Origin of the sequence: Rhizobium phaseoli (assembly GCF_010668805.1) — a bacterium.
GTDB classification, from domain to species: domain Bacteria; phylum Pseudomonadota; class Alphaproteobacteria; order Rhizobiales; family Rhizobiaceae; genus Rhizobium; species Rhizobium phaseoli_A.
Window position 1 is genome coordinate 40,153 of the sequence record NZ_WUFT01000017.1, and the last position, 19,342, is coordinate 59,494.

Annotated in this window: 19 protein-coding genes; 15 read left to right on the forward strand and 4 right to left on the reverse strand. The window is 62.0% G+C overall.

Going from position 1 to position 19,342, the window contains the following annotated elements:
* The 5 genes from GR197_RS23755 to GR197_RS23775 all read left to right on the forward strand — a co-directional run bounded on the left by GR197_RS23755 (position 1) and on the right by GR197_RS23775 (position 3,756).
* Positions 1-930 carry a heme/hemin ABC transporter substrate-binding protein gene (locus tag GR197_RS23755; protein WP_164013978.1) on the forward strand — a complete coding sequence of 310 codons (930 nt, stop codon included), beginning with the start codon at positions 1-3 and terminating at the stop codon, positions 928-930.
* 2 nt (positions 931-932) lie between these two features.
* Positions 933-2,045: a FecCD family ABC transporter permease gene (locus tag GR197_RS23760; RefSeq protein ID WP_164013980.1), complete on the forward strand. Its 1,113-nt coding sequence runs from the start codon at positions 933-935 to the stop codon at positions 2,043-2,045.
* Between the two features lie 11 nt (positions 2,046-2,056).
* Entirely contained in the window at positions 2,057-2,851 is a 795-nt protein-coding gene (locus GR197_RS23765) for a heme ABC transporter ATP-binding protein (RefSeq protein WP_164013982.1), read from the forward strand.
* Between the two features lie 149 nt (positions 2,852-3,000).
* The gene (locus tag GR197_RS23770; RefSeq protein WP_164013984.1) at positions 3,001-3,345 is read left to right on the forward strand and encodes a DUF883 family protein; all 345 of its coding nucleotides are present in this window, start codon (positions 3,001-3,003) and stop codon (positions 3,343-3,345) included.
* A gap of 9 nt (positions 3,346-3,354) precedes the next feature.
* Positions 3,355-3,756: a hypothetical protein gene (locus tag GR197_RS23775; RefSeq protein ID WP_164013986.1), complete on the forward strand. Its 402-nt coding sequence runs from the start codon at positions 3,355-3,357 to the stop codon at positions 3,754-3,756.
* Between the two features lie 332 nt (positions 3,757-4,088).
* Here the strand turns inward: GR197_RS23775 and GR197_RS23780 are convergent, their stop codons facing one another.
* Together GR197_RS23780 and GR197_RS23785 are read right to left on the reverse strand one after the other, a co-directional pair.
* Complete coding sequence (locus GR197_RS23780) at positions 4,089-4,646, reverse strand: RNA polymerase sigma factor (RefSeq protein WP_164013988.1); 558 nt, start codon at positions 4,644-4,646, stop codon at positions 4,089-4,091.
* A 10-nt stretch (positions 4,647-4,656) separates the two neighbouring features.
* On the reverse strand, positions 4,657-4,863 hold the full coding sequence (locus GR197_RS23785) for a NepR family anti-sigma factor (protein ID WP_007630755.1): 207 nt from the start codon (positions 4,861-4,863) through the stop codon (positions 4,657-4,659).
* A 254-nt stretch (positions 4,864-5,117) separates the two neighbouring features.
* Here GR197_RS23785 and GR197_RS23790 point away from each other — a divergent pair, with 254 nt between their 5' ends.
* The 4 genes from GR197_RS23790 (at position 5,118) to preA (ending at position 10,217) form a co-directional block, all read left to right on the forward strand.
* Positions 5,118-5,912, forward strand: coding sequence for a response regulator (locus tag GR197_RS23790; RefSeq protein WP_003581798.1), 795 nt, complete (start codon positions 5,118-5,120; stop codon positions 5,910-5,912).
* A gap of 192 nt (positions 5,913-6,104) precedes the next feature.
* Positions 6,105-7,100 (forward strand): sensor histidine kinase, encoded by a 996-nt coding sequence (locus GR197_RS23795; protein ID WP_204330366.1) that lies wholly within the window; start codon positions 6,105-6,107, stop codon positions 7,098-7,100.
* Positions 7,101-7,526: 426 nt separating this feature from the next.
* The gene (locus GR197_RS23800) at positions 7,527-8,888 is read left to right on the forward strand and encodes an NAD(P)-dependent oxidoreductase (RefSeq protein ID WP_164013990.1); all 1,362 of its coding nucleotides are present in this window, start codon (positions 7,527-7,529) and stop codon (positions 8,886-8,888) included.
* Between the two features lie 15 nt (positions 8,889-8,903).
* Entirely contained in the window at positions 8,904-10,217 is a 1,314-nt protein-coding gene (gene preA, locus GR197_RS23805) for an NAD-dependent dihydropyrimidine dehydrogenase subunit PreA (protein WP_164013992.1), read from the forward strand.
* A gap of 75 nt (positions 10,218-10,292) precedes the next feature.
* Here preA and ftrA read toward each other — a convergent pair whose 3' ends face one another.
* Entirely contained in the window at positions 10,293-11,294 is a 1,002-nt protein-coding gene (ftrA, locus tag GR197_RS23810) for a transcriptional regulator FtrA (RefSeq protein WP_164013994.1), read from the reverse strand.
* Positions 11,295-11,363: 69 nt separating this feature from the next.
* Here ftrA and GR197_RS23815 point away from each other — a divergent pair, with 69 nt between their 5' ends.
* The 3 genes from GR197_RS23815 (at position 11,364) to GR197_RS23825 (ending at position 15,036) form a co-directional block, all read left to right on the forward strand.
* On the forward strand, positions 11,364-11,774 hold the full coding sequence (locus tag GR197_RS23815) for a rhodanese-like domain-containing protein (protein WP_164013996.1): 411 nt from the start codon (positions 11,364-11,366) through the stop codon (positions 11,772-11,774).
* 158 nt (positions 11,775-11,932) lie between these two features.
* Complete coding sequence (locus GR197_RS23820) at positions 11,933-12,469, forward strand: biliverdin-producing heme oxygenase (RefSeq protein ID WP_164013998.1); 537 nt, start codon at positions 11,933-11,935, stop codon at positions 12,467-12,469.
* Positions 12,466-15,036, forward strand: a complete 2,571-nt coding sequence (locus GR197_RS23825; RefSeq protein ID WP_164014000.1) for an HWE histidine kinase domain-containing protein — start codon at positions 12,466-12,468, stop codon at positions 15,034-15,036. The genes GR197_RS23820 and GR197_RS23825 overlap by 4 nt, the downstream gene beginning before the upstream one ends.
* Positions 15,037-15,039: 3 nt before the next feature.
* On the opposite strand, the gene GR197_RS23830 is transcribed toward GR197_RS23825, so the two are convergent.
* Positions 15,040-15,717: a TetR family transcriptional regulator C-terminal domain-containing protein gene (locus tag GR197_RS23830; protein WP_164014002.1), complete on the reverse strand. Its 678-nt coding sequence runs from the start codon at positions 15,715-15,717 to the stop codon at positions 15,040-15,042.
* Between the two features lie 276 nt (positions 15,718-15,993).
* Between GR197_RS23830 and GR197_RS23835 the strand changes: the two genes are divergently transcribed.
* The 3 genes from GR197_RS23835 to hydA are packed head-to-tail and all read left to right on the forward strand — an operon-like array spanning position 15,994 to position 19,341.
* Positions 15,994-17,247: a Zn-dependent hydrolase gene (locus GR197_RS23835; RefSeq protein ID WP_164014004.1), complete on the forward strand. Its 1,254-nt coding sequence runs from the start codon at positions 15,994-15,996 to the stop codon at positions 17,245-17,247.
* On the forward strand, positions 17,247-17,852 hold the full coding sequence (locus GR197_RS23840) for a hypothetical protein (RefSeq protein WP_164014006.1): 606 nt from the start codon (positions 17,247-17,249) through the stop codon (positions 17,850-17,852). The genes GR197_RS23835 and GR197_RS23840 overlap by 1 nt, the downstream gene beginning before the upstream one ends.
* Before the next feature lie 34 nt (positions 17,853-17,886).
* On the forward strand, positions 17,887-19,341 hold the full coding sequence (gene hydA, locus GR197_RS23845; protein WP_164014008.1) for a dihydropyrimidinase: 1,455 nt from the start codon (positions 17,887-17,889) through the stop codon (positions 19,339-19,341).
* The last annotated feature ends 1 nt before the right edge of the window (position 19,342 follow it).

Here is a 19,342-nt window from a genome sequence, read left to right on the forward strand (position 1 = left end):
ATGACGATGCGTAACAATCTGCGAGGGATTCGCCCCTGGCAACTCGCCCTGACGGCGGCCGTCATGGCACTGCCGCTGATCCCGTCGGCACCGGCGGTCAAAGGCCTGGCCTTCGTCCGCGCCGCCCATGCCGAGGAAAACAAGCTCGACACCTCGCGCCTGGTTTCGGTCGGCGGTGATATCACCGAGATCGTCTATGCGCTCGGCGAGGAAAACCGGCTGATCGCCCGCGACACGACGAGCATCTATCCGGAGGCGGCGCTGAAGCTGCCCAACGTCGGTTACATGCGGGCGCTCTCGCCGGAAGGTATCCTCGCCATGAACCCGACGGCGATCATCGCCGTTGAGGGTTCGGGCCCGAAGGAGGCGCTGGCTGTGCTGAAGAGTGCCAGCGTGCCCTTCGAAACCGTGCCGAGCCCCTTTACCCGCGACGGCATCATCGCCAAGATCGACCGGGTGGGCTTGCTGCTTGGCGTGCCCGACAAGGCGAAGGCGCTTGAAGAAAAGGTCGCGGCCGATCTCGACGCGGCGATTGCCGATGCCGAAAAGCGCCCGGAGGCGGAGCGCAAGCGCGTTCTCTTCATCCTCAGCGCCCAGAACGGCCGGATCATGGCATCGGGCACCGGCACGGCGGCCGATGGCATCGTCAAGCTCGCCGGCGCCATCAATGCCGTCGGCGCGTTCCCGGGCTACAAGCCGCTGACCGACGAGGCGATCATCGAGGCCAAGCCCGACATCATCCTGATGATGAACCGCGGCGATGGCGCCGGCACCAAGAACGAGGACCTGCTGGCCCAGCCGGCGATCGCGCTGACGCCGGCTGGCGAGAAGAAGGCGATCATCCGCATGGACGGCATCTACCTGCTCGGCTTCGGCCCGCGCACCGCGGCCGCCGCGCGTGAGCTCAACACGGCGATCTACGGGGGCTGATCATGGTTCTGCCGCAAGCCATGATGGAACGAAGGCGACTATTCCCGATGGCGGAGACCCGCAGAAATCGGCAGGCGGGCGACAGGGCGCGGCTCGCCTTGCTGGTCGTCGCGCTGCTCGTTATCGGGGCGATCTTCTCGATGCTGTTTTCGGTGACGACAGGCGCCTCGGACGCTTCTATCCTCGACGTTATCGGCAACATCGCCGGTTCCGAGACGGCGCTCAGCACGCGTGACCGGATCATCATCTTCGATATCCGCCTTCCCCGGGCAATCCTCGGCTTCCTGATCGGCGCCTCGCTGGCCGTTTCCGGCACGGTAATGCAGGGCCTGTTCCGCAATCCGCTGGCCGATCCCGGCCTTGTCGGCGTCTCCTCCGGTGCAAGCCTCGGTGCGGTCACGATCATCGTGCTTGGCGGCGGCCTTGCCGCTCCGCTTCAGGCGCTTCTCGGCATCTATGCCCTGCCGGCGGCCGCCTTTGGCGGCGGTCTCGTCACGACGCTGCTGCTCTACTGGATCGCCACCCGTCACGGTCAGACCTCGGTGGCGACGATGCTGCTGGCCGGCATCGCCCTTAGCGCGCTCGCCCTGGCGATGACAGGACTGCTGATCTACATGGCCAACGACCAGCAGCTGCGCGACCTGACATTCTGGAGCATGGGCTCGCTGGCCGGCGCCACATGGACGAAGATCGCCGCCGCCGGCCCGATCATTCTCCTGTCCTTCACCGCCCTGCCCTTCATGGCCCGCGGCCTCAATGCCATGACACTCGGCGAGGCCGCGGCCTTTCACATGGGCGTGCCGGTGCAGCGGCTGAAGAATGTCGCGATCGTCGGCGTCGCCGCGGCGACCGGTGCGTCCGTCGCCGTCAGCGGCGGCATTGGTTTCGTCGGCATCGTCGTGCCGCATATCCTGCGCATGGCAATCGGCCCCGACCATCGTTTCCTGCTGCCGGCCGCAGCTCTTCTCGGCGGTTCTCTGCTGATCTTCGCCGACGTCCTGGCGCGCACCCTGGTGGCGCCTGCCGAACTGCCAATCGGCATCATCACCGCGGCGGTCGGCGGACCCTTCTTCCTGTGGATCCTGCTCAAGCAGCGTTCGCGTCTTGCCCTGTGAGTAACGTTTAGATGATCGAAGTTTCCGGCGTCTCGGTGCGCCTTTCCGGCAAACCCATCATCAGCGACGTCGCCTTCACGGCGAAAGCCGGCGAGCTGACGGCGATTGCCGGGCCGAACGGCTCCGGCAAGACGACGACGATGAAGGCGATCTCCGGCGAACTTGCCTATGGCGGCTCGGTGCGCATCGGCGGCGACGAGGTCAAAGGGCTGTCTCCCTGGCAGCTTGCCGCCGTTCGTGGCGTGCTGCCGCAGGCAAGCACCATCTCCTTTCCCTTCACCGTGTGGGAGATCGTCCGCATGGGCCTGACATCGGGCCTCAACCTCAATCCCGACAAGGCCGAGCAGACGGCCGCCGCCGCACTTGCCTCCGTCGACTTGACCGGGTTCGAAGGCCGTTTCTATCAGGAACTCTCCGGCGGCGAGCAGCAGCGCGTGCAGCTTGCCCGCGTGCTCTGCCAGATCGCCGAGCCTGTCGTCGACGGCAAACCCTGCTGGCTGTTGCTCGACGAGCCGGTCTCGAGCCTCGACATCAGCCACCAGCTGGCGATCATGACGCTTGCCCGCAATTTCTGCGAACGGGGCGGCGGCGTCATCGCCGTCATGCATGATCTCAACCTGACGGCGCTCTTTGCCGACCGCATCGTGCTGATGAAATCCGGCCGCCTCGCTGCCGCCGGCAGCATCGGTGACGTATTGACGGATGAAACGATGCTGTCGGTATTCGGCTGCGCGCTGCGGATCAACCAGGTGCCAGCCGACGGCACGCCGTTCGTGCTCGCCCACAGCGCCATTTCCGAGCGCTAACCGCCGCATGCGGCGGAACTTTTGATCGCCCGGCACGTTTTCGGCAGTGATCTGGGTCAATGCCGGGCGATATCATTCATGCAACGAACGGTGGCGACCACAGTGCGAAATAGGCGGGCTTGCGCGCGCCCCAGCCAATGGAGACAGCCATGAGCTATTCTATCTTCCAATCCGGCCGCAGCCGCCGCAACGGCACCTTCCACAATCTGGAATCCGGCATCGAGGAGCAGGTCGAGGCGCTGCGCGACGAACTCGCGGAACTGACCCGCCTCGTCGGCAAGAGTTCACGCCAACAGGGCGAAAAAATCCGCAGCCAGGCCGGGGCCGGTTATGAGGAACTGCTCGGCCGCAGCGAAGATCTGCTCCGCGAATTACAGCACGGCTATGAGCGCGGCGCGACCGAAATGCGCGATACCGTCCGTAAACATCCGCTGGCAACGATCGGCGCCGCTGCCGCTTTCGGCCTGGCTATCGCCTTCCTCGCCCGGCGTTGAGGGCGCGCGATGCTGTTTTCGATCCTGAGCCTGCTGACGGGCGCAAACGTGCAGCGGACCGTTGCGCACGCCAAGCGCAATAGCATCTTCATCGCGCTTGCCGCGCTCTTTCTTCTCACCGCCTACGCGCTGGCAGTCACCGCCGGCGCCATCTGGCTCGCCGGCATCTACGGCGCGGTCGGCGCCGCCCTCTTTCTCGCCGCCTGCGCGCTGCTCATCGCTGTCATTGCACTGGTGGTGATGGCGGTTATCAATACTCGCGAAAAACGTCGCGCCCGCGAGCGCCGCGCCGCACTGGAATCGATGGCAGCAGTGGGGATCGGCTTGATCCGCTCTCAACCGCTGCTGACCGCGGGCGTGCTGGCGGCCTTCGTCGCGGCCAATCTGGTGGGGTCGAAGCGGGAGGATTGATTCCCATTCGACTCTCTGCTCGTTCTGCCACGGAGTGAGAGACGTGGGTTATGCCCTTTCCGCGGATGGGGTAGGACGCCCGCCCATCCGCCCTCATTCCTGTGCCTGTCACAGGAATCCAGCCACGGCGCGTCCGCGCCGTGAATGACTCTCATCAAAACAAAGTAGTCTTTCGCGCCCAAGGACTTGGGCGCACTGGATTCCTGTGACGAGCACAGGAATGAGGGAGGAGAGGGAAGCGCCGGAATGACAAACCATCACTGGGAGCGTCCTCGCCTATGCGTAGAGCGCCGACGCCCCAACAGGCAGCCGGCGCCCCAATCATAACTTTCTCAGAACGCAAACGCCTTCGACGTCAGCGGCGCCGAGGTGGCGTCGGGGCCGAAATCGGCCTCGCCGGATATCTGGAGCAATTCCTGCAGCCGCTGGCGGGCGCGGTTGACGCGGCTTTTGATGGTGCCTACGGCACAGCCGCAAATCTCGGCTGCCTCCTCATAGGAGAAGCCCGAGGCGCCGACGAGGATGATTGCCTCGCGCTGATCCGGCGGCAGCTGGTCGAGTGCTTTTTTGAAGTCCTGCAGATCGAGCGCGCCGTATTGCGAGGGGTGCATCGCCATCGATTCCGTGAACAGCCCGTCGCTGTCCTGGACCTCGCGGCCGCTCTTACGCATCTGGCTGTAGAGTTCATTGCGCAGGATCGTGAAGAGCCAGGCCTTCATATTCGTGCCCATCTCGAAATGATCCTGCTTGGCCCAGGCCTTCATGATCGTGTCCTGGACGAGATCGTCGGCACGATCATGCCGCCCGATGAGCGATATTGCGAAGGCGCGGAGACTTGGGAGGGCCGCCAGCAGTTCCCGCTTGAAGCTGGGTTGCGCTTTTTCTTCCATGCGCATGATCCTATTCGGCCATCTTGGCAGAAGCCATCATCTCGGCATGGTCGAGCTTTTCGAGAAGATCGAGAAATCGATCAGGGATCGCTTCCTCCTGCGCAGAGGCATAGAGCGACCGCAACCTGACGCCGATCTGATTGTTCGGGTCCAGGATATCGCTTGCCCGCAGCTCCAGCTTGCGCTGGTCGGCTGCTTCTTTTTTGCGTGTCGTCATCAATTCGTCTTCTCGTCGGTTGTCTGTTGGGGCGTGCATGGGATCGATCAGGATTTCAACCATCGACACCGACCCTCCGTTTGTCGACGTCGCTGGCATCTGTTGCTGCATGGGTCAAAACGCTACGCCCTTTCCTTGTCGGCTGGAATAATGCGGCGCGACAAAAAAAGTTCCTGCCGTTCCGGAACTTTTTTATCAAGGTGACGTTTACCGCTCATTGAAGCCAATGACCGGCCTGCATACGGGAGCCCTTAATGACACTTTCCACTCGAATTGCGCCGCACCTTCCTTATCTGCGCCGCTATTCCCGCGCCCTTACCGGCACTCAGACTTCGGGCGATGCTTATGTCGCCGCCGTTCTCGAAGCCATCATCGCCGATCTCACCATTTTCCCGGATACGGCGAATGACCGGGTGGCACTCTACAAACTGTTTACGCAATTGTTTGGTTCCACCGCAGTCCAGATTCCAGAACCGACCTCGCCCTATGCCTGGGAACAGCGCGCCACGCTCAACCTTTCCAAGGTTTCGCCAGGCGCCCGCCAGGCCTTCCTGCTGGCATCCGTAGAGAATTTCCGCGTCGCCGAGATCGGCGAAATCCTGGAACTCGACGAACAGGATGTCATGCGTCTGCTCGACATGGCCTCGCAGGAGATTTCCCGTCAGGTCGCAACCGACATCATGATCATCGAGGACGAACCGCTGATCGCCATGGATATCGAGCAAATGGTCGAAAGCCTTGGCCATCGCGTCACCGGTATTGCCCGCACGCACGCCGAGGCCGTTGCGCTCTACAACAAAACCAAACCGAGCATGGTTTTGGCCGACATCCAGCTGGCCGACGGCAGCTCCGGCATCGACGCTGTCAACGACATCCTCAAGACATCAAGCGTGCCGGTGATCTTCATCACCGCTTTCCCAGAAAGGCTTTTGACCGGCGAGCGGCCAGAACCGACATTCCTCGTCACCAAACCCTTCAATCCAGATATGGTCAAGGCATTGATCAGCCAAGCTCTTTTCTTCAACGAATCGACCAGAGTGGCCGCCTGAGACGCAATTTTCCGGCCTCCGGAACCAAATCGCCAAACCAGGCGTTCCGGTGCTACCGGGACGCTCCGGTGGCTTTAACGGTTTTTGCAGCGCTTTGATCTAGAGTTGACGAGCGGCGTCTCTAAGGGCGCTTCCTTCAGCGACGTTCAAGATGTCACAAGGAAAGGCGGCCGAGTGAATACGACTGAACCATTGTCCGGCATGCCTTTTACCTTCGAAGGCAAAGCCGCAATGATGGAGCGCGCGCTCGGTAGTGCCGGGATTTCAATCCTCTGTCAGGACGCCCGGCTTTCAATCTTCTACGCCGAAAATCTGCCACCGCATTTCGCAGCGCTCTTCATGCCGGGCGGCGGCGATGCTGCCCTCTTCGGCGACGCGCACGGCCGGTATCTGACGGCACTGAAACACAAAGTGTTGGAATCCGGCATCCCCAACAATGCCGAGGTTGAGATCGACGTCGACGGCGAAATGCGCACTTATGAGCTGAAGATCCAGCGCACCGGCGAACGCGGCGCACATGGACTTTTGTCGGTTATGGCTGAAGTCACCGAAAGCCGGCATCGTGAAAAAGTGTTGAAATCGCTGCTGCGCGAACTCTCGCACCGCTCGAAGAACCTTCTCGCCATCATCCAGGGCATTGCCACCCAGACGGCACGCAATACGCTGTCTCTCGACACCTTCCTCCTCAAGTTCCGCGGACGGCTGCAATCCCTTTCCAATTCCCAGGATCTGATTACAGATTCGAGCTGGCGCGGCGCCTATCTCTTCGAACTTGCCGAAAAGCAATTCGCCCCCTACTGGCCGGAAACGGCCGGCTCCATGCCGATCTACGGCATCAACGCTCACCTGACGCCGAATGCCGCTGTGCATCTCGGGCTCGCCCTCCACGAACTCATCGTCAACTCCGCCTCCTACGGCGCGATATCAGGTGGCGCCGCCTCGATAACGCTAAATTGCCGCGACGCCATGATCGGCGACAGGAAGGCGATCGAAGTAACCTGGGTAGAGGTTTTGCAGAACCATTCGGAAGTCCACGAATTCAGCGACAACAGCTTCGGCCGTACCGTGCTGGAGCGTGTCGTGCCCTCGTCGGTCAACGGCAAGGCTGAACTTAACCTCGTTCCTGGCCGCATCGAATACCGCCTGACCATTCCGGAAAGTGAATTCGAAATCTTTAAGCGCGTGTAAAAGCCCGGGAAAGCCAACCAGAAAACACACCGTCGCAAGCGGAAAAACAGCCGGTGCGAGGGCGGCGCACCAGCTGTCTTCACTCACCGGGAGGGGACCGTGAGTACGTCCGGATAGTGGGTTGGGGGCGCGCATGTTGGGTCGATGCGGTCACCATCCGGATATCGCAATAACGACGGCATCCAACATTGGTTCCCTCCTTCCAACAAAAAAATCCGACTTTTTCGAATCTTTTCTTGAACGGCCTGAAGCTGATGCACACCCCGTCATTTCCCCAATATCCACCATGACAAATTAGTATAAAGAAACAAATAGTTACGCCAAGAGAGACAAGGGAAGACTCTCAAAATTTTACCGTTTGATAAATTTTTAAACCTGAGTTACGCTTTCCCTCACAGGCCGTTTACCAATAATGAGGGAACTTCAATGGAACGACTGGAAACCGGGATTCATGCCGGCCGGCTTTCGCCCGCCGAGTATGAGGCTAATTTTTCCGATCTTCATCCGCGCCTCGACAATCACGAGGCACTGGTCGCCGCCGACCGCTGTTATTTCTGTTACGACGCGCCGTGCATGACGGCCTGTCCCACCTCGATCGATATTCCGCTGTTCATTCGGCAGATTTCGACCGGCAATCCGATCGGCTCGGCAAAGACGATCTTCGACCAGAATATCCTCGGCGGCATGTGCGCCCGCGTCTGTCCCACCGAAGAACTCTGCGAACAGGCCTGTGTACGCAACACTGCCGAAGAGCGGCCCGTCGAGATCGGCCGGCTGCAGCGTTATGCGACCGATGCCGCCATGCAGGCCGGCAGACAGTTCTATGCCAGGGCCGAGACGAGCGGAAAGACGATCGCCGTCGTCGGCGCAGGCCCGGCAGGCCTTGCCGCCGCCCATCGTCTGGCCATGAAAGGCCACTCCGTTACCATTTATGATGCCAGGGAAAAATCCGGCGGCCTCAACGAATACGGCATCGCCACCTATAAGACGGTCGATGATTTCGCCCAGCAGGAGGTCGACTATGTCCTCTCGATCGGCGGCATCGAAGTTCGCCACGGCGCCCTTCTCGGCCGCGATTTTTCGCTTGCCGATCTGCAGGCGCAGTATGACGCCGTCTTTCTCGGTATCGGCCTTGCCGGCGTCAATGCGCTGCGCATCGATGGCGAGAACCTTGCGGGCGTCGACGACGCCGTCGATTTCATCGCGGCACTCCGCCAGGCTGAAGACAAGAGCGAAATCGCCATCGGCCGCCGCGTCGTCGTTCTTGGCGGCGGCATGACGGCGATCGACGCTGCCGTGCAGGCCAAGCTGCTCGGCGCCGAAGAGGTAACGATCTGTTACCGCCGTGGCAAGGAGCAGATGAACGCCTCGGAATACGAGCAGGATCTGGCAAGCTCCAAGGGCGTCATCATCCGCCACTGGCTGGCGCCGAAATCGATCCTGTCGCAGGACGGCAAGGTCGCCGCCATCGAGGTGGAGTACACGCGGATTGTCGAAGGCCGCCTCATCGCCACCGGCGAGACCGGCGTGATCGCCGCCGACCAGATCTTCAAGGCGATCGGCCAGAGCTTTGATGCCTCGGGCCTCGGTTCGCTGCGGATCGAATCCGGCCGTATCGCCGTCGATGTCGAAGGCCACACCTCGCTCGATGGCGTCTGGGCCGGCGGCGACTGCGTCTTCGGTGGCGACGATCTCACGGTTTCCGCCGTCGCCCATGGTCGCGACGCAGCAGAATCCATCCATCGCACCCTGTGCGCAGCAGCCGCTCCGGCTGTCGCGGTTGCTTGAAGGGGAGAATGAACAATGGCTGATCTCCGCAATAACTTCGTCGGCATCAAATCCCCGAACCCGTTCTGGCTGGCGTCCGCGCCGCCGACCGACAAGGCCTACAACGTCGAGCGCGCCTTCAAGGCCGGCTGGGGCGGCGTGGTCTGGAAGACGCTGGGCGAAGAAGGCCCGCCCGTCGTCAACGTCAAAGGCCCGCGCTACGGCGCGATCTGGGGCGCCGACCGCCGCCTGCTTGGCCTCAACAATATCGAGCTCATCACCGACCGCGACCTCTACACCAATCTCAGGGAAATGAAGCAGGTCAAGATGAACTGGCCGGATCGGGCGCTGATCGCCTCGATCATGGTGCCCTGCGAGGAGGAGGCGTGGAAGTCGATCCTGCCCTTGGTCGAGGAAACCGGCGCCGATGGCATCGAGCTCAACTTCGGCTGTCCGCACGGCATGTCGGAGCGCGGCATGGGCTCCGCCGTCGGCCAGGTGCCGGAATATATCGAAATGGTCGTACGCTGGTGCAAGCAGTACACCCGCATGCCGGTCATCACCAAGCTGACGCCCAACATCAGCGATATCCGCCGCCCTGCCCGCGCCGCCAAGGCCGGCGGCACCGACGCCGTCTCGCTGATCAACACGATCAATTCGATCGTCTCCGTCGATCTCGACAACTTCGCTCCGAACCCGACGGTCGGCGGCAAGGGCAGCCATGGCGGCTATTGCGGCCCGGCGGTCAAGCCGATCGCGCTGAACATGGTGGCCGAAATCGCCCGTGATCCCGAAACCTACGGCCTGCCGATTTCGGGCATCGGCGGCATTACCACCTGGCGGGATGCCGCCGAATTCCTCGTTCTCGGCGCCGGCAACGTTCAGGTCTGCACGGCGGCGATGACCTATGGCTTCAAGATCGTCGAGGAGATGATCACGGGCCTTTCCGACTGGATGGACGAAAAGGGCCATCGCAGCCTCGACGACATCACCGGCCGCGCCGTGCCCAACGTCACCGACTGGCAGTATCTGAACCTCAACTATATCGCCAAGGCGAAGATCGACCAGGACGCCTGCATCAAATGCGGCCGCTGCTATATCGCCTGCGAGGACACCTCGCACCAGGCGATCACCAATGTCGTCAACGGCCTTCGCCATTTCGAAGTGATGGATGAGGAATGCGTCGGCTGCAATCTCTGCGTCAGCGTCTGCCCCGTCGAAAACTGCATCACCATGGAGCAGCTTCCCACCGGCACCCTCGACAAGCGCACCGGCCGCGTGGTCGACCCGAACTACGCCAACTGGACGACGCACCCGAACAACCCGATGGCCCGCCAGGCGGCGGAGTGATCGGTCTGCAACGCCGCGGAAAGCATCGATCCGCGGCGTTGCACTGAGCTGGCACGTTCGCAGCGTCAGCCCCGTCTATCCGCCAAATGACTTCCGATAGGCGTGCGGGCTCGTGCCCAGCCGCCTGCGAAAATGATGCCGCATGGTCGCCAGCGTGCCGAAACCGCTGGCGACGGCGATGTCGTCGAGCGACACCGCAAGCTCCTTCTCGAGAAGATCGCGGGCATGCCGTATCCGCTCCTTAAGCAGCCATTCGCCGACACTGAGACCCGTTGTCGCTTCGAAGCGGCGCTGGAAGGTGCGCATGCTCATGCCCGCTCTTTTGGCAAGCAGCCTGATCGGCTGCTCCTCAGAAAGGCTTCCGCGCATCCATTCTATCAGCGGGCTCAGGCGAACGCCCTCGCGTTCCTCCGGAACCGGCGCGTGGATAAACTGCGCCTGCCCGCCTTCGCGGTGCGGCGGCACGACGAGGCGGCGGGCGACGCTGTTTGCGGCTGCCGAACCGAAATCGCCGCGCACCACATGCAGGCAGAGATCAATGCCGGCGGCACTGCCCGCCGCCGTCAGCAGGCTGCCCTCGTCGATGTAGAGAACGCCGGCATCGAGTGCGATGTCTGGATAACGCGCCGCGATCGAGGCGACATAGCGCCAATGTGTCGTCGCCCTGCGATTGGCAAGCAATCCCGATCCGGCAAGAACCGCAACGCCGGAGCAGAGGGACATGATGCGCGCGCCGCGTTGATGCGCTGCCCTGAGCGCTGCGGCGAGCGGCTCCGGCACCGGCGCGTCGATCGCCCGCCAGCCGGGCGCGACGATCAGATCCGCCTCGTCAAGCACCTCCAGCCCCCTGTCGACCGCGACCGTCAGCCCTCCGGCGGCGCGAAGCGGCCCGGGTTCGATGCCGCAGACCGAGAAGCGATACCAGTCTTCGCCCATCTCCGGGCGTGGCAGGCCGAAGACTTCGTAGGCGATCCCGAATTCGAAGGTGCAGAGCTCATCATAGGCAAGAGCTGCGACCAACGGTCCTTTGGTCTGCTGCAGTAATGCGTTTGGCATGATCTTTACGCTGTCGGTCATGATGGCCAGTTTCGCAACGTTCTAACATCGCCGATACCAGGCGACAATTGCACTATGAAAGGAAAAACGATGCCAAGCCCCGTCGCCGAATTGCCTGCCGCAGCCCCCGATACTGCCGCCGCCCATTATGCCGGCAAGCTCGCCTTCGAAACCGATTGCTCGGATGTCCAGGCCGCCTTTGCCGGCGCCAAGGTCGATTTCATCCTCCTCGACGTGCGCTCGCCGGCACTGTTTGCGCAGTCCCATGTACCGGGCGCCATCAACCTGCCGCATGGCAAGATGACGGCGCACCGCATGTCGGAATGGCCGAAGGATACTCTGTTCGTCGTCTATTGCGCCGGTCCGCACTGCAACGGCGCCGATAAGGCCGTCTTCCGTCTGGCCAAGCTCGGCCTCCATTCCAAGCTGATGATCGGCGGTATGACCGGCTGGGCCGACGAGGGTTTCGCCTTCAAAAGCGCAGCTGTTGCCGCCGAATAGCAGGGCGCCATCGCCCCTCATGCGAAGAGACGTAAAAAGAAGGGAAGCCCATGTTTTCCTATGGGTTTCCCTGGAAATACCGGGATGCTGCAATATATCGCTAATTTGCCATCCCGCATGAACGGCATCCAATGCCATTTACTTAGAACACGGTCCGCATGTCACTTCGCAGCGTGCTCCGCGCACAAACAGCAGATTGCCACGCCGAGGTCGACAAGCTTTTCGGCACGTTCGATCTCTCCAATAGACAGCAGTATAGAACATTCCTGCGCGCCCATGCCCGGATCGTGCCGGCGGCCGAAGACGCCCTCGAGGATGCGGGAATTGCCAGCATGCTGCCCGACTGGCCGGAACGACGGCGCACGCAACTACTGCTCGCCGATATCCGGGAGCTTGGCGATTCGTTGCCCCAGCCTCTTCTGCCACCGGCATTGCCCTGCGAGGCAGCGCTCTGGGGCGCCCTCTACGTGCTTGAAGGCTCCAAACTCGGCGGCGCCCTGCTTGCCAAGTCCGTGCCCGATCACCTGCCAAGCAGCTACCTCAGCCTTCAAGGCCCGAAGGGCGCCATGAGGAGCTTCATGGATCGTCTCGATGCCAGCGATCTGGACGATCCGGCCGCGGCCATTTCCGCGGCCCGCAGCATCTTCGACCTCTTCCTCAAAGCCGGGCAACTCGAACTGGAAGCCGTCCCATGAGCGGCACGTTCGAACCCGTCGATCTCACCAATTGCGACCGTGAACCCATCCACCAGCTTGGATCGGTTCAGCCCTTCGGCTTTCTGCTGGCGATATCGTCGGACTGGATGGTCACGCGCGCCTCCGCAAATCTGACGGAGTTCCTCGGAATTGCACAAGCCGACGCGCTTGGCCGCCCTGTCACCTCGCTGATCACGCCTGAGGCACTCCACACGATCCGCAACAAGCTGACCACGCTGCGCGGTTCCGATGTCGTCGAGCGCATTTTCGGCCTCGCGCTGATGCCCGATCAAAACCGGTTCGACCTTGCAGTGCACCTGAACGAAGGTCAGGTGATCATCGAAGGCGAGCGCTGCCAGGAAGACAGGCACGACTCCCCTTCGCTCTCCATGCGCAGCATGATGTCCCGCCTCGATCACACGGAAACGATGGAGGCTTTCTTTCGCGAGGGAGCAAGGCAGGCACGCGCTTTGACCGGGTTCGATCGGGTCATGGTGTATCGCTTCGACGAAGGCGGCTCGGGCGAGGTGGTGGCGGAAGCTGCTCGGGCCGGCATCGGTTCGTTCCTCGGGCTGCACTATCCGGCTTCCGATATTCCGGTGCAGGCGCGCGCGCTTTATCTTCGTAACCTGTTCCGCTTGATTGCCGATGTCGACGCCGTCCCGGTGCCGATCCTCCCTGAACTCGACGAGCACGGACAGCCGCTCGATCTCTCCATGTCGGTTCTGCGTTCGGTCTCGCCGATCCATATCGAATATCTGAAAAACATGGGCGTCGGCGCGTCGCTCTCCATATCGATCGTCGTCGACGGCAAGCTCTGGGGCCTGTTTGCCTGCCATCACTACGGCCCGCGTCTTCCCTCGGCGCAAAGCCGATCCACCGCCGAACTTTTCGGCCAGATGTTTGCTTCGCGCCTTGAGAGCCGCGAACGGCGCCTCGCTCTTGACTACGAGACCAAGGCGCGCCGCATCGCCGACCGGCTTCTCACCTCCGTCGCAGACAATGCCAGCCTGCTCGATGATCCCGCTTGGCTGATCGAGGCGCTCGCCGACGCCATTCCCGCCGATGGCATCGGCGTCTGGATCAACGGCCGGCTGGCACTGGCTGGCATCGGGCCGGATGAGAAGAGTTTCGCAGCCCTCGTCCGTCACCTCAACCGAAATACCGCCGGCCGCATCTATGCCGTGGGCGGGCTCGCCGAGACCTATCCCGATCTCAAGCTCGACGATGCGGTGGCCGGCATGCTCGCCATCCCGATCTCGCGTTCGCCGCGCGACTATGTCGTGCTTTTCCGCCAGGAGCAGGTGCGCACCGTCCGCTGGGCTGGCGACCCGCACAAGCCGGTGGAATATGGTCCAAACGGTCCGCGGCTGACGCCGCGCAAGAGTTTCGAGGCATGGTCTGAACTGGTGCGCGGTCGCTCGCTCCCCTTTACCGCGGCCGAGCGCCGTGTCGCCGATACGATCCGCGTCACGTTGATCGAGGTGGTGCTGCGCCTCACCGACGAGGCCAGCATGGCGCGCCAGACTGCAAACGAGCGCCAGGAACTGCTGATCGCCGAGCTGAACCACCGCGTCCGCAACATATTGAGCCTGATCACCGGGATCATCCGGCAATCGCAGGGGACCTCGGTCAGCGTTGACGACTACATTCGCCAGATCGAGGGCCGCGTCCAGTCGCTCGCGCGTGCCCATGACCAGATCACCCGCGATCATTGGGCGCCCGCTTCGCTGCGCCAATTGCTGCTGGCGGAGACCGCGGCCTATCTCGGGAAAAATGCGCAACGCATCCAGATGAGCGGCGAGGACGTGCTCTTGGAACCGCAGGCCTTTTCCACCGCCGCCCTAGTTTTCCACGAGTTGATGACCAACAGCGCCAAATATGGCAGCCTTTCCGGTGCCGGCAGCGGCACGGTGCAACTCGGCTGGCACTGCGACGACGAAGGCAATCTGCGCATCGCCTGGCGCGAAAAGGATGGTCCGCCCGTTGTCGAACCCAAACGCCATGGCTTCGGTTCAACGATCATCCGCCGTTCGATTCCCTATGACCTCAGCGGCAAGGCCGAGGTCCGCTACGTCAAGGATGGAGTCGAAGCGGATTTCTGTATTCCGGCACGATATGTCGTCAAAGCGACGAGCGAACGGTTGGATTCGGCGCCGGATGGCGCGGCCGACCGTAAGACAATCCCCGACGATCATCAGCCGCTCTCCGGCCTGAAGGTGCTGCTGGTGGAAAACAATCTAATCATCGCCATGGATGGGGAAGACATCCTGCGCCGACTGGGCGCTGATGTGGCAACGGCGCCAAGTGTCGCCGAGGCGATGGAAATCCTCGCCGGCCAGTCGTTTGATCTGGCGCTTCTCGATGTCAATCTTGGCGACGAGACGAGTTTCGGCATTGCCGACCGACTGGCAGCAGACGGCGTGCCCTTCGTTTTTGCCACAGGCTACGGGGAAGGCATCGCCCAGGCGAACAGCCATTCTGGCGCGCCCGTGTTGCAGAAGCCCTATACGATGGAAGGCGTGACGGACACCTTGGTCCGGGTGCCGCTGCACAAAAGGCAATAAACCTCAGGCTTCGGAGCGATCCGGTCGCAGCCCGCCGATAAAGAGCTGTTCCAGAAACCGCGCCGCATCCTCGAAGCGTCCCTCGCCGGAATGTTCCTGCCCGAGCACCGCACGGACCTGGACGTCGAAATCCGCGTAGTGCTGCGTCGTCGACCAGATGGAAAAGATCAGGTGGTAAGGATCGCATTTGGCGATCTTGCCTGATTTCGCCCAGGCGCGGATCACCTCTGCCTTCTCGTCGACCAGTTCCTTCAGCGGCCCCTTCAACTCATCTTCGATATGCGGCGCCCCCTGCAGCACCTCATTGGCGAAGAGCCGGCTTTCACGCGGAAAATCGCGGGCCATCTCCAGCTTGCGTCTAATATAGCTGCGGATCTCCTCCTCCGGATTGCCCTCGGCATCGAAGGCGCGCAACGGCTCCAGCCAAGTGTAGAGCACCCGATCGATCAGCGCCCGATGCATCGCTTCCTTGGTGCGGAAATAATAGAGCAGGTTGGGTTTCGACATCCCGGCCACTTCGGCGATCTGGTCGATGGTCGAGCCGCGGAAGCCGCTTGCCGAAAACACGTCGAGCGCCGCCTCCAGGATCTGCTCTTCCTTCTCCTCCTGGATTCGCGTTCGTCTCAGGGTTTTCGCTGCTCTCGGTATGGTCACAGGCTGTGGTTTCCCCTTGAAATTCAACTTCTTCGCTCAAGTTTAAGCTGGAGGACGACCCTGCCGCATTCTTGAGCAACTGCCCGTATTTTTATCGGCAATTTTCGTGATTTTCGTCTTGAGCCCGGCGGTGGAAGTTGTAATGTTTACCAATCGGTCAAATTATCCGCCAGATGAAAAACAAAGGCAACTGGCGATTTTCCGGCGCTCGACAAAACCAATAAGGGGGCGCAGGAAAGGACCACGGGAACGGGCGGGCATGCCACTTCGCATGGCTGCCGCAAACAGGTGAGGGCTTGAAGAATGGTGGCAGCACCAGGCGAGAACATGCGCGTCAATGGCGACCGTCTCTGGGACAGTCTTATGGACATGGCGAAGATCGGCCCCGGCATTGCAGGCGGCAACAATCGTCAGACGCTGACGGATGCCGATGCTGAAGGCCGCAGCCTCTTTAAGACATGGTGCGACGAGGCCGGCCTGACCGTGGGCGTCGACCGCATGGGCACGATGTTCGCGACGCGGCCCGGCACCGATCCCGATGCCCTGCCCGTCTATGTCGGTTCGCATCTCGACACCCAGCCGACCGGCGGCAAATATGACGGCGTGCTCGGCGTGCTCGCGGGGCTCGAAGTCGTGCGCACCATGAACGATCTCGGCATCAAGACCAAACATCCTGTTGTCGTGACCAACTGGACCAACGAAGAAGGCGCGCGTTTTGCCCCTGCCATGCTGGCCTCAGGCGTCTTCGCCGGCGTGCACAGCCTGGACTTTGCCTATAATCGCAAGGATCCCGAGGGCAACCTGTTCGGCGACGAGTTGAAGCGCGTCGGCTGGATTGGCGACGAAGAGGTCGGCGCCCGCAAGATGCACGCCTATTTCGAATATCACATCGAGCAGGGACCGATCCTCGAAGCCGAGGAAAAGCAGATCGGCGTCGTCACCCATTGCCAGGGCCTGTGGTGGCTGGAATTCACGCTGACCGGCAAGGAGGCCCATACCGGCTCGACGCCGATGAACCTGCGCGTCAATGCCGGTCTCGCCATGGCCCGCATCCTGGAAATGGTTCAGGGTGTCGCGATGGGCGAACAGCCAGGCGCCGTCGGCGGCGTCGGCCAGGTGTTCTTCTCCCCGAACTCGCGCAACGTGCTGCCCGGCAAGGTGGTCTTCACCGTCGACATCCGCTCGCCGGACAAGGCCAAGCTCGACCGTATGCGCGCAAAGATCGAGGCGGAAGCACCAAAGATTTGCGATGCGCTGGGTGTCGGCTGTTCCATCGAGGCGATCGGCCATTTCGAGCCGATCACCTTCGACGAAAAGCTCGTCACCTCGGTCCGCTCCGCCGCCGAACGCCTCGGCTACAGCCATATGAACCTTATCTCCGGCGCCGGCCACGACGCCTGCTGGGCCGCCAAGGTCGCGCCTGCCACCATGGTCATGTGCCCGTGCGTGGGTGGACTTTCGCACAACGAGGCGGAGGAGATTTCCAAGGAATGGGCGACGGCGGGCGCCGATGTGCTGTTCCATGCGGTGGTCGAGACGGCGGAGATCGTGGTGTGATGGCGCCAGACCAGCCAGCAACCTATCTCGATTATGCTGACGCTTTTAAGTTCTATAACCAGCGAACCGCAGACGACCTTGCATGGGCCAATGCCAATGTGACGCCGGTGAACGAAGGTCCGTGGGGCGACGTCCCTGCCGCGCAAATTTTCTATATTGGCATCGACCTAGCAGGCGAGCGAATCAGGCTTCCGCAATTGTCGAGCTTCTGGCGATATGAACCTACTGCTGTTCAACTGGCCGATTCAGATGACCGCGACCCATATACGCGCCATCGAACCTCCTATGTGTTCGGGCGAGGGCCGAGCGTCGTTCGGATCGAACTCGGCCCTTCCATGCCCGGCATATTGATCGAACGCCCCAAAGGCAGCCAACCCGTTCAGTCAACCGGGCTGATCGACGGCAAGGATTTCTACTTTCGCGAAAGCGATGGTTCTTGGTCATTGTCAGTCGGCGGCACTGATGTCGTTGACCAGCCCGACTGGTATTATGAGGAAGAGCATGACAGGCCCGATGAGCTGAGGGAGGAGGCCATCTACGGCCTTATCGCCAAGGGCGCAGCACTCCTGCGAAGTGGTACGCCCACGATGGCAGTTGAGCAGTAACAACAACAGACCGCAGGGAGAAGGAACAGCAGCCATGACCACAGTCATCAAAAACGGCACCATCGTCACGGCCGACCTCACCTACAAGGCTGATGTGAAGATCGACGGTGGCAAGATCGTCGAGATCGGTCCGAACCTCTCGGGCGACGAGACGCTCGACGCCTCCGGCTGTTACATCATGCCAGGCGGCATCGATCCGCACACCCATCTCGAAATGCCCTTCATGGGCACCTATTCTTCCGACGATTTCGAGAGCGGCACGCGCGCGGCCCTTTCCGGCGGCACCACCATGGTTGTCGATTTTGCCCTGCCCGCCCCCGGCCAGTCGCTGCTGGAAGCGCTGACCATGTGGGACAACAAGTCGACCCGCGCCAATTGCGACTATTCCTTCCACATGGCGGTCACCTGGTGGAGCGAGCAGGTTTTCAAGGAGATGGAGACCATCGTCCGCGACAAAGGCATCAACACCTTCAAGCACTTCATGGCCTATAAGGGCGCGCTGATGGTCGATGACGACGAGATGTTCGCCTCGTTCCAGCGCTGCGCCGAGCTCGGCGCGCTGCCGCTGGTGCATGCCGAAAACGGCGATGTCGTCGCCTCGATGTCGGCAAAGCTGCTGGCAGAAGGCAATAACGGCCCCGAGGCGCATGCCTATTCCCGCCCCGCTGAAGTCGAGGGCGAGGCCACCAACCGCGCCATCATGATCGCCGACATGGCCGGCTGCCCGGTCTATATCGTCCATACCTCCTGCGAGCAGGCGCACGAGGCGATCCGCCGCGCCCGCGCCAAGGGCATGCGCGTCTACGGCGAACCGCTGATCCAGCACCTGACGCTGGACGAGAGCGAATATTCCAATCCTGACTGGGATCACGCCGCCCGCCGCGTCATGTCCCCACCCTTTCGCAACAAGCAGCATCAGGACAGTCTCTGGGCAGGCCTCGCCTCCGGCTCGTTGCAGGTGGTCGCCACCGACCATTGCGCCTTCACCACCGCGCAGAAGCGTTTCGGTCTTGGGGATTTCACCAAGATCCCCAACGGCACCGGGGGTCTCGAAGACCGCATGCCGATGCTCTGGACACACGGCGTCAACACCGGCCGGCTGACGATGAACGAATTCGTCGCCGTCACCTCGACCAACATTGCCAAGATCCTCAACATCTATCCGAAGAAGGGCGCGATCCTCGTCGGCGCCGATGCCGACATCGTGGTCTGGGATCCGAAGCGTTCCAAGACCATCTCGTCCAAGGCCCAGCAGTCGGCGATCGACTACAACGTCTTCGAAGGCAAGGAAGTGACCGGCCTGCCGCGCTATACGCTGACGCGCGGGATCGTCGCGATCGAGGAAAGCACCATCAAGACCCAGGAGGGTCACGGCGAATTCGTCAGGCGCGAGCCGGTGACCGCGGTCAGCAAGGCGCTTTCCCAGTGGAAGGATATCACCGCGCCGCGCAAGGTGACGCGCAGCGGCATCCCGGCGAGCGGCGTCTGAC

Excerpts from the sequence above, each read along its gene's own strand:
- GR197_RS23755 (WP_164013978.1), top strand. The coding sequence starts at position 1 with ATGACGATGCGTAACAATCTGCGAGGGATTCGCCCCTGGCAACTCGCC.
- GR197_RS23760 (WP_164013980.1), top strand. The coding sequence starts at position 933 with ATGGTTCTGCCGCAAGCCATGATGGAACGAAGGCGACTATTCCCGATG.
- GR197_RS23765 (WP_164013982.1), top strand. The coding sequence starts at position 2,057 with ATGATCGAAGTTTCCGGCGTCTCGGTGCGCCTTTCCGGCAAACCCATC.
- GR197_RS23770 (WP_164013984.1), top strand. The coding sequence starts at position 3,001 with ATGAGCTATTCTATCTTCCAATCCGGCCGCAGCCGCCGCAACGGCACC.
- GR197_RS23775 (WP_164013986.1), top strand. The coding sequence starts at position 3,355 with ATGCTGTTTTCGATCCTGAGCCTGCTGACGGGCGCAAACGTGCAGCGG.
- GR197_RS23780 (WP_164013988.1), bottom strand. The coding sequence starts at position 4,646 with ATGGAAGAAAAAGCGCAACCCAGCTTCAAGCGGGAACTGCTGGCGGCC.
- GR197_RS23785 (WP_007630755.1), bottom strand. The coding sequence starts at position 4,863 with ATGACGACACGCAAAAAAGAAGCAGCCGACCAGCGCAAGCTGGAGCTG.
- GR197_RS23790 (WP_003581798.1), top strand. The coding sequence starts at position 5,118 with ATGACACTTTCCACTCGAATTGCGCCGCACCTTCCTTATCTGCGCCGC.
- GR197_RS23800 (WP_164013990.1), top strand. The coding sequence starts at position 7,527 with ATGGAACGACTGGAAACCGGGATTCATGCCGGCCGGCTTTCGCCCGCC.
- preA (WP_164013992.1), top strand. The coding sequence starts at position 8,904 with ATGGCTGATCTCCGCAATAACTTCGTCGGCATCAAATCCCCGAACCCG.
- ftrA (WP_164013994.1), bottom strand. The coding sequence starts at position 11,294 with ATGACCGACAGCGTAAAGATCATGCCAAACGCATTACTGCAGCAGACC.
- GR197_RS23815 (WP_164013996.1), top strand. The coding sequence starts at position 11,364 with ATGCCAAGCCCCGTCGCCGAATTGCCTGCCGCAGCCCCCGATACTGCC.
- GR197_RS23820 (WP_164013998.1), top strand. The coding sequence starts at position 11,933 with ATGTCACTTCGCAGCGTGCTCCGCGCACAAACAGCAGATTGCCACGCC.
- GR197_RS23825 (WP_164014000.1), top strand. The coding sequence starts at position 12,466 with ATGAGCGGCACGTTCGAACCCGTCGATCTCACCAATTGCGACCGTGAA.
- GR197_RS23835 (WP_164014004.1), top strand. The coding sequence starts at position 15,994 with ATGGTGGCAGCACCAGGCGAGAACATGCGCGTCAATGGCGACCGTCTC.
- GR197_RS23840 (WP_164014006.1), top strand. The coding sequence starts at position 17,247 with ATGGCGCCAGACCAGCCAGCAACCTATCTCGATTATGCTGACGCTTTT.
- hydA (WP_164014008.1), top strand. The coding sequence starts at position 17,887 with ATGACCACAGTCATCAAAAACGGCACCATCGTCACGGCCGACCTCACC.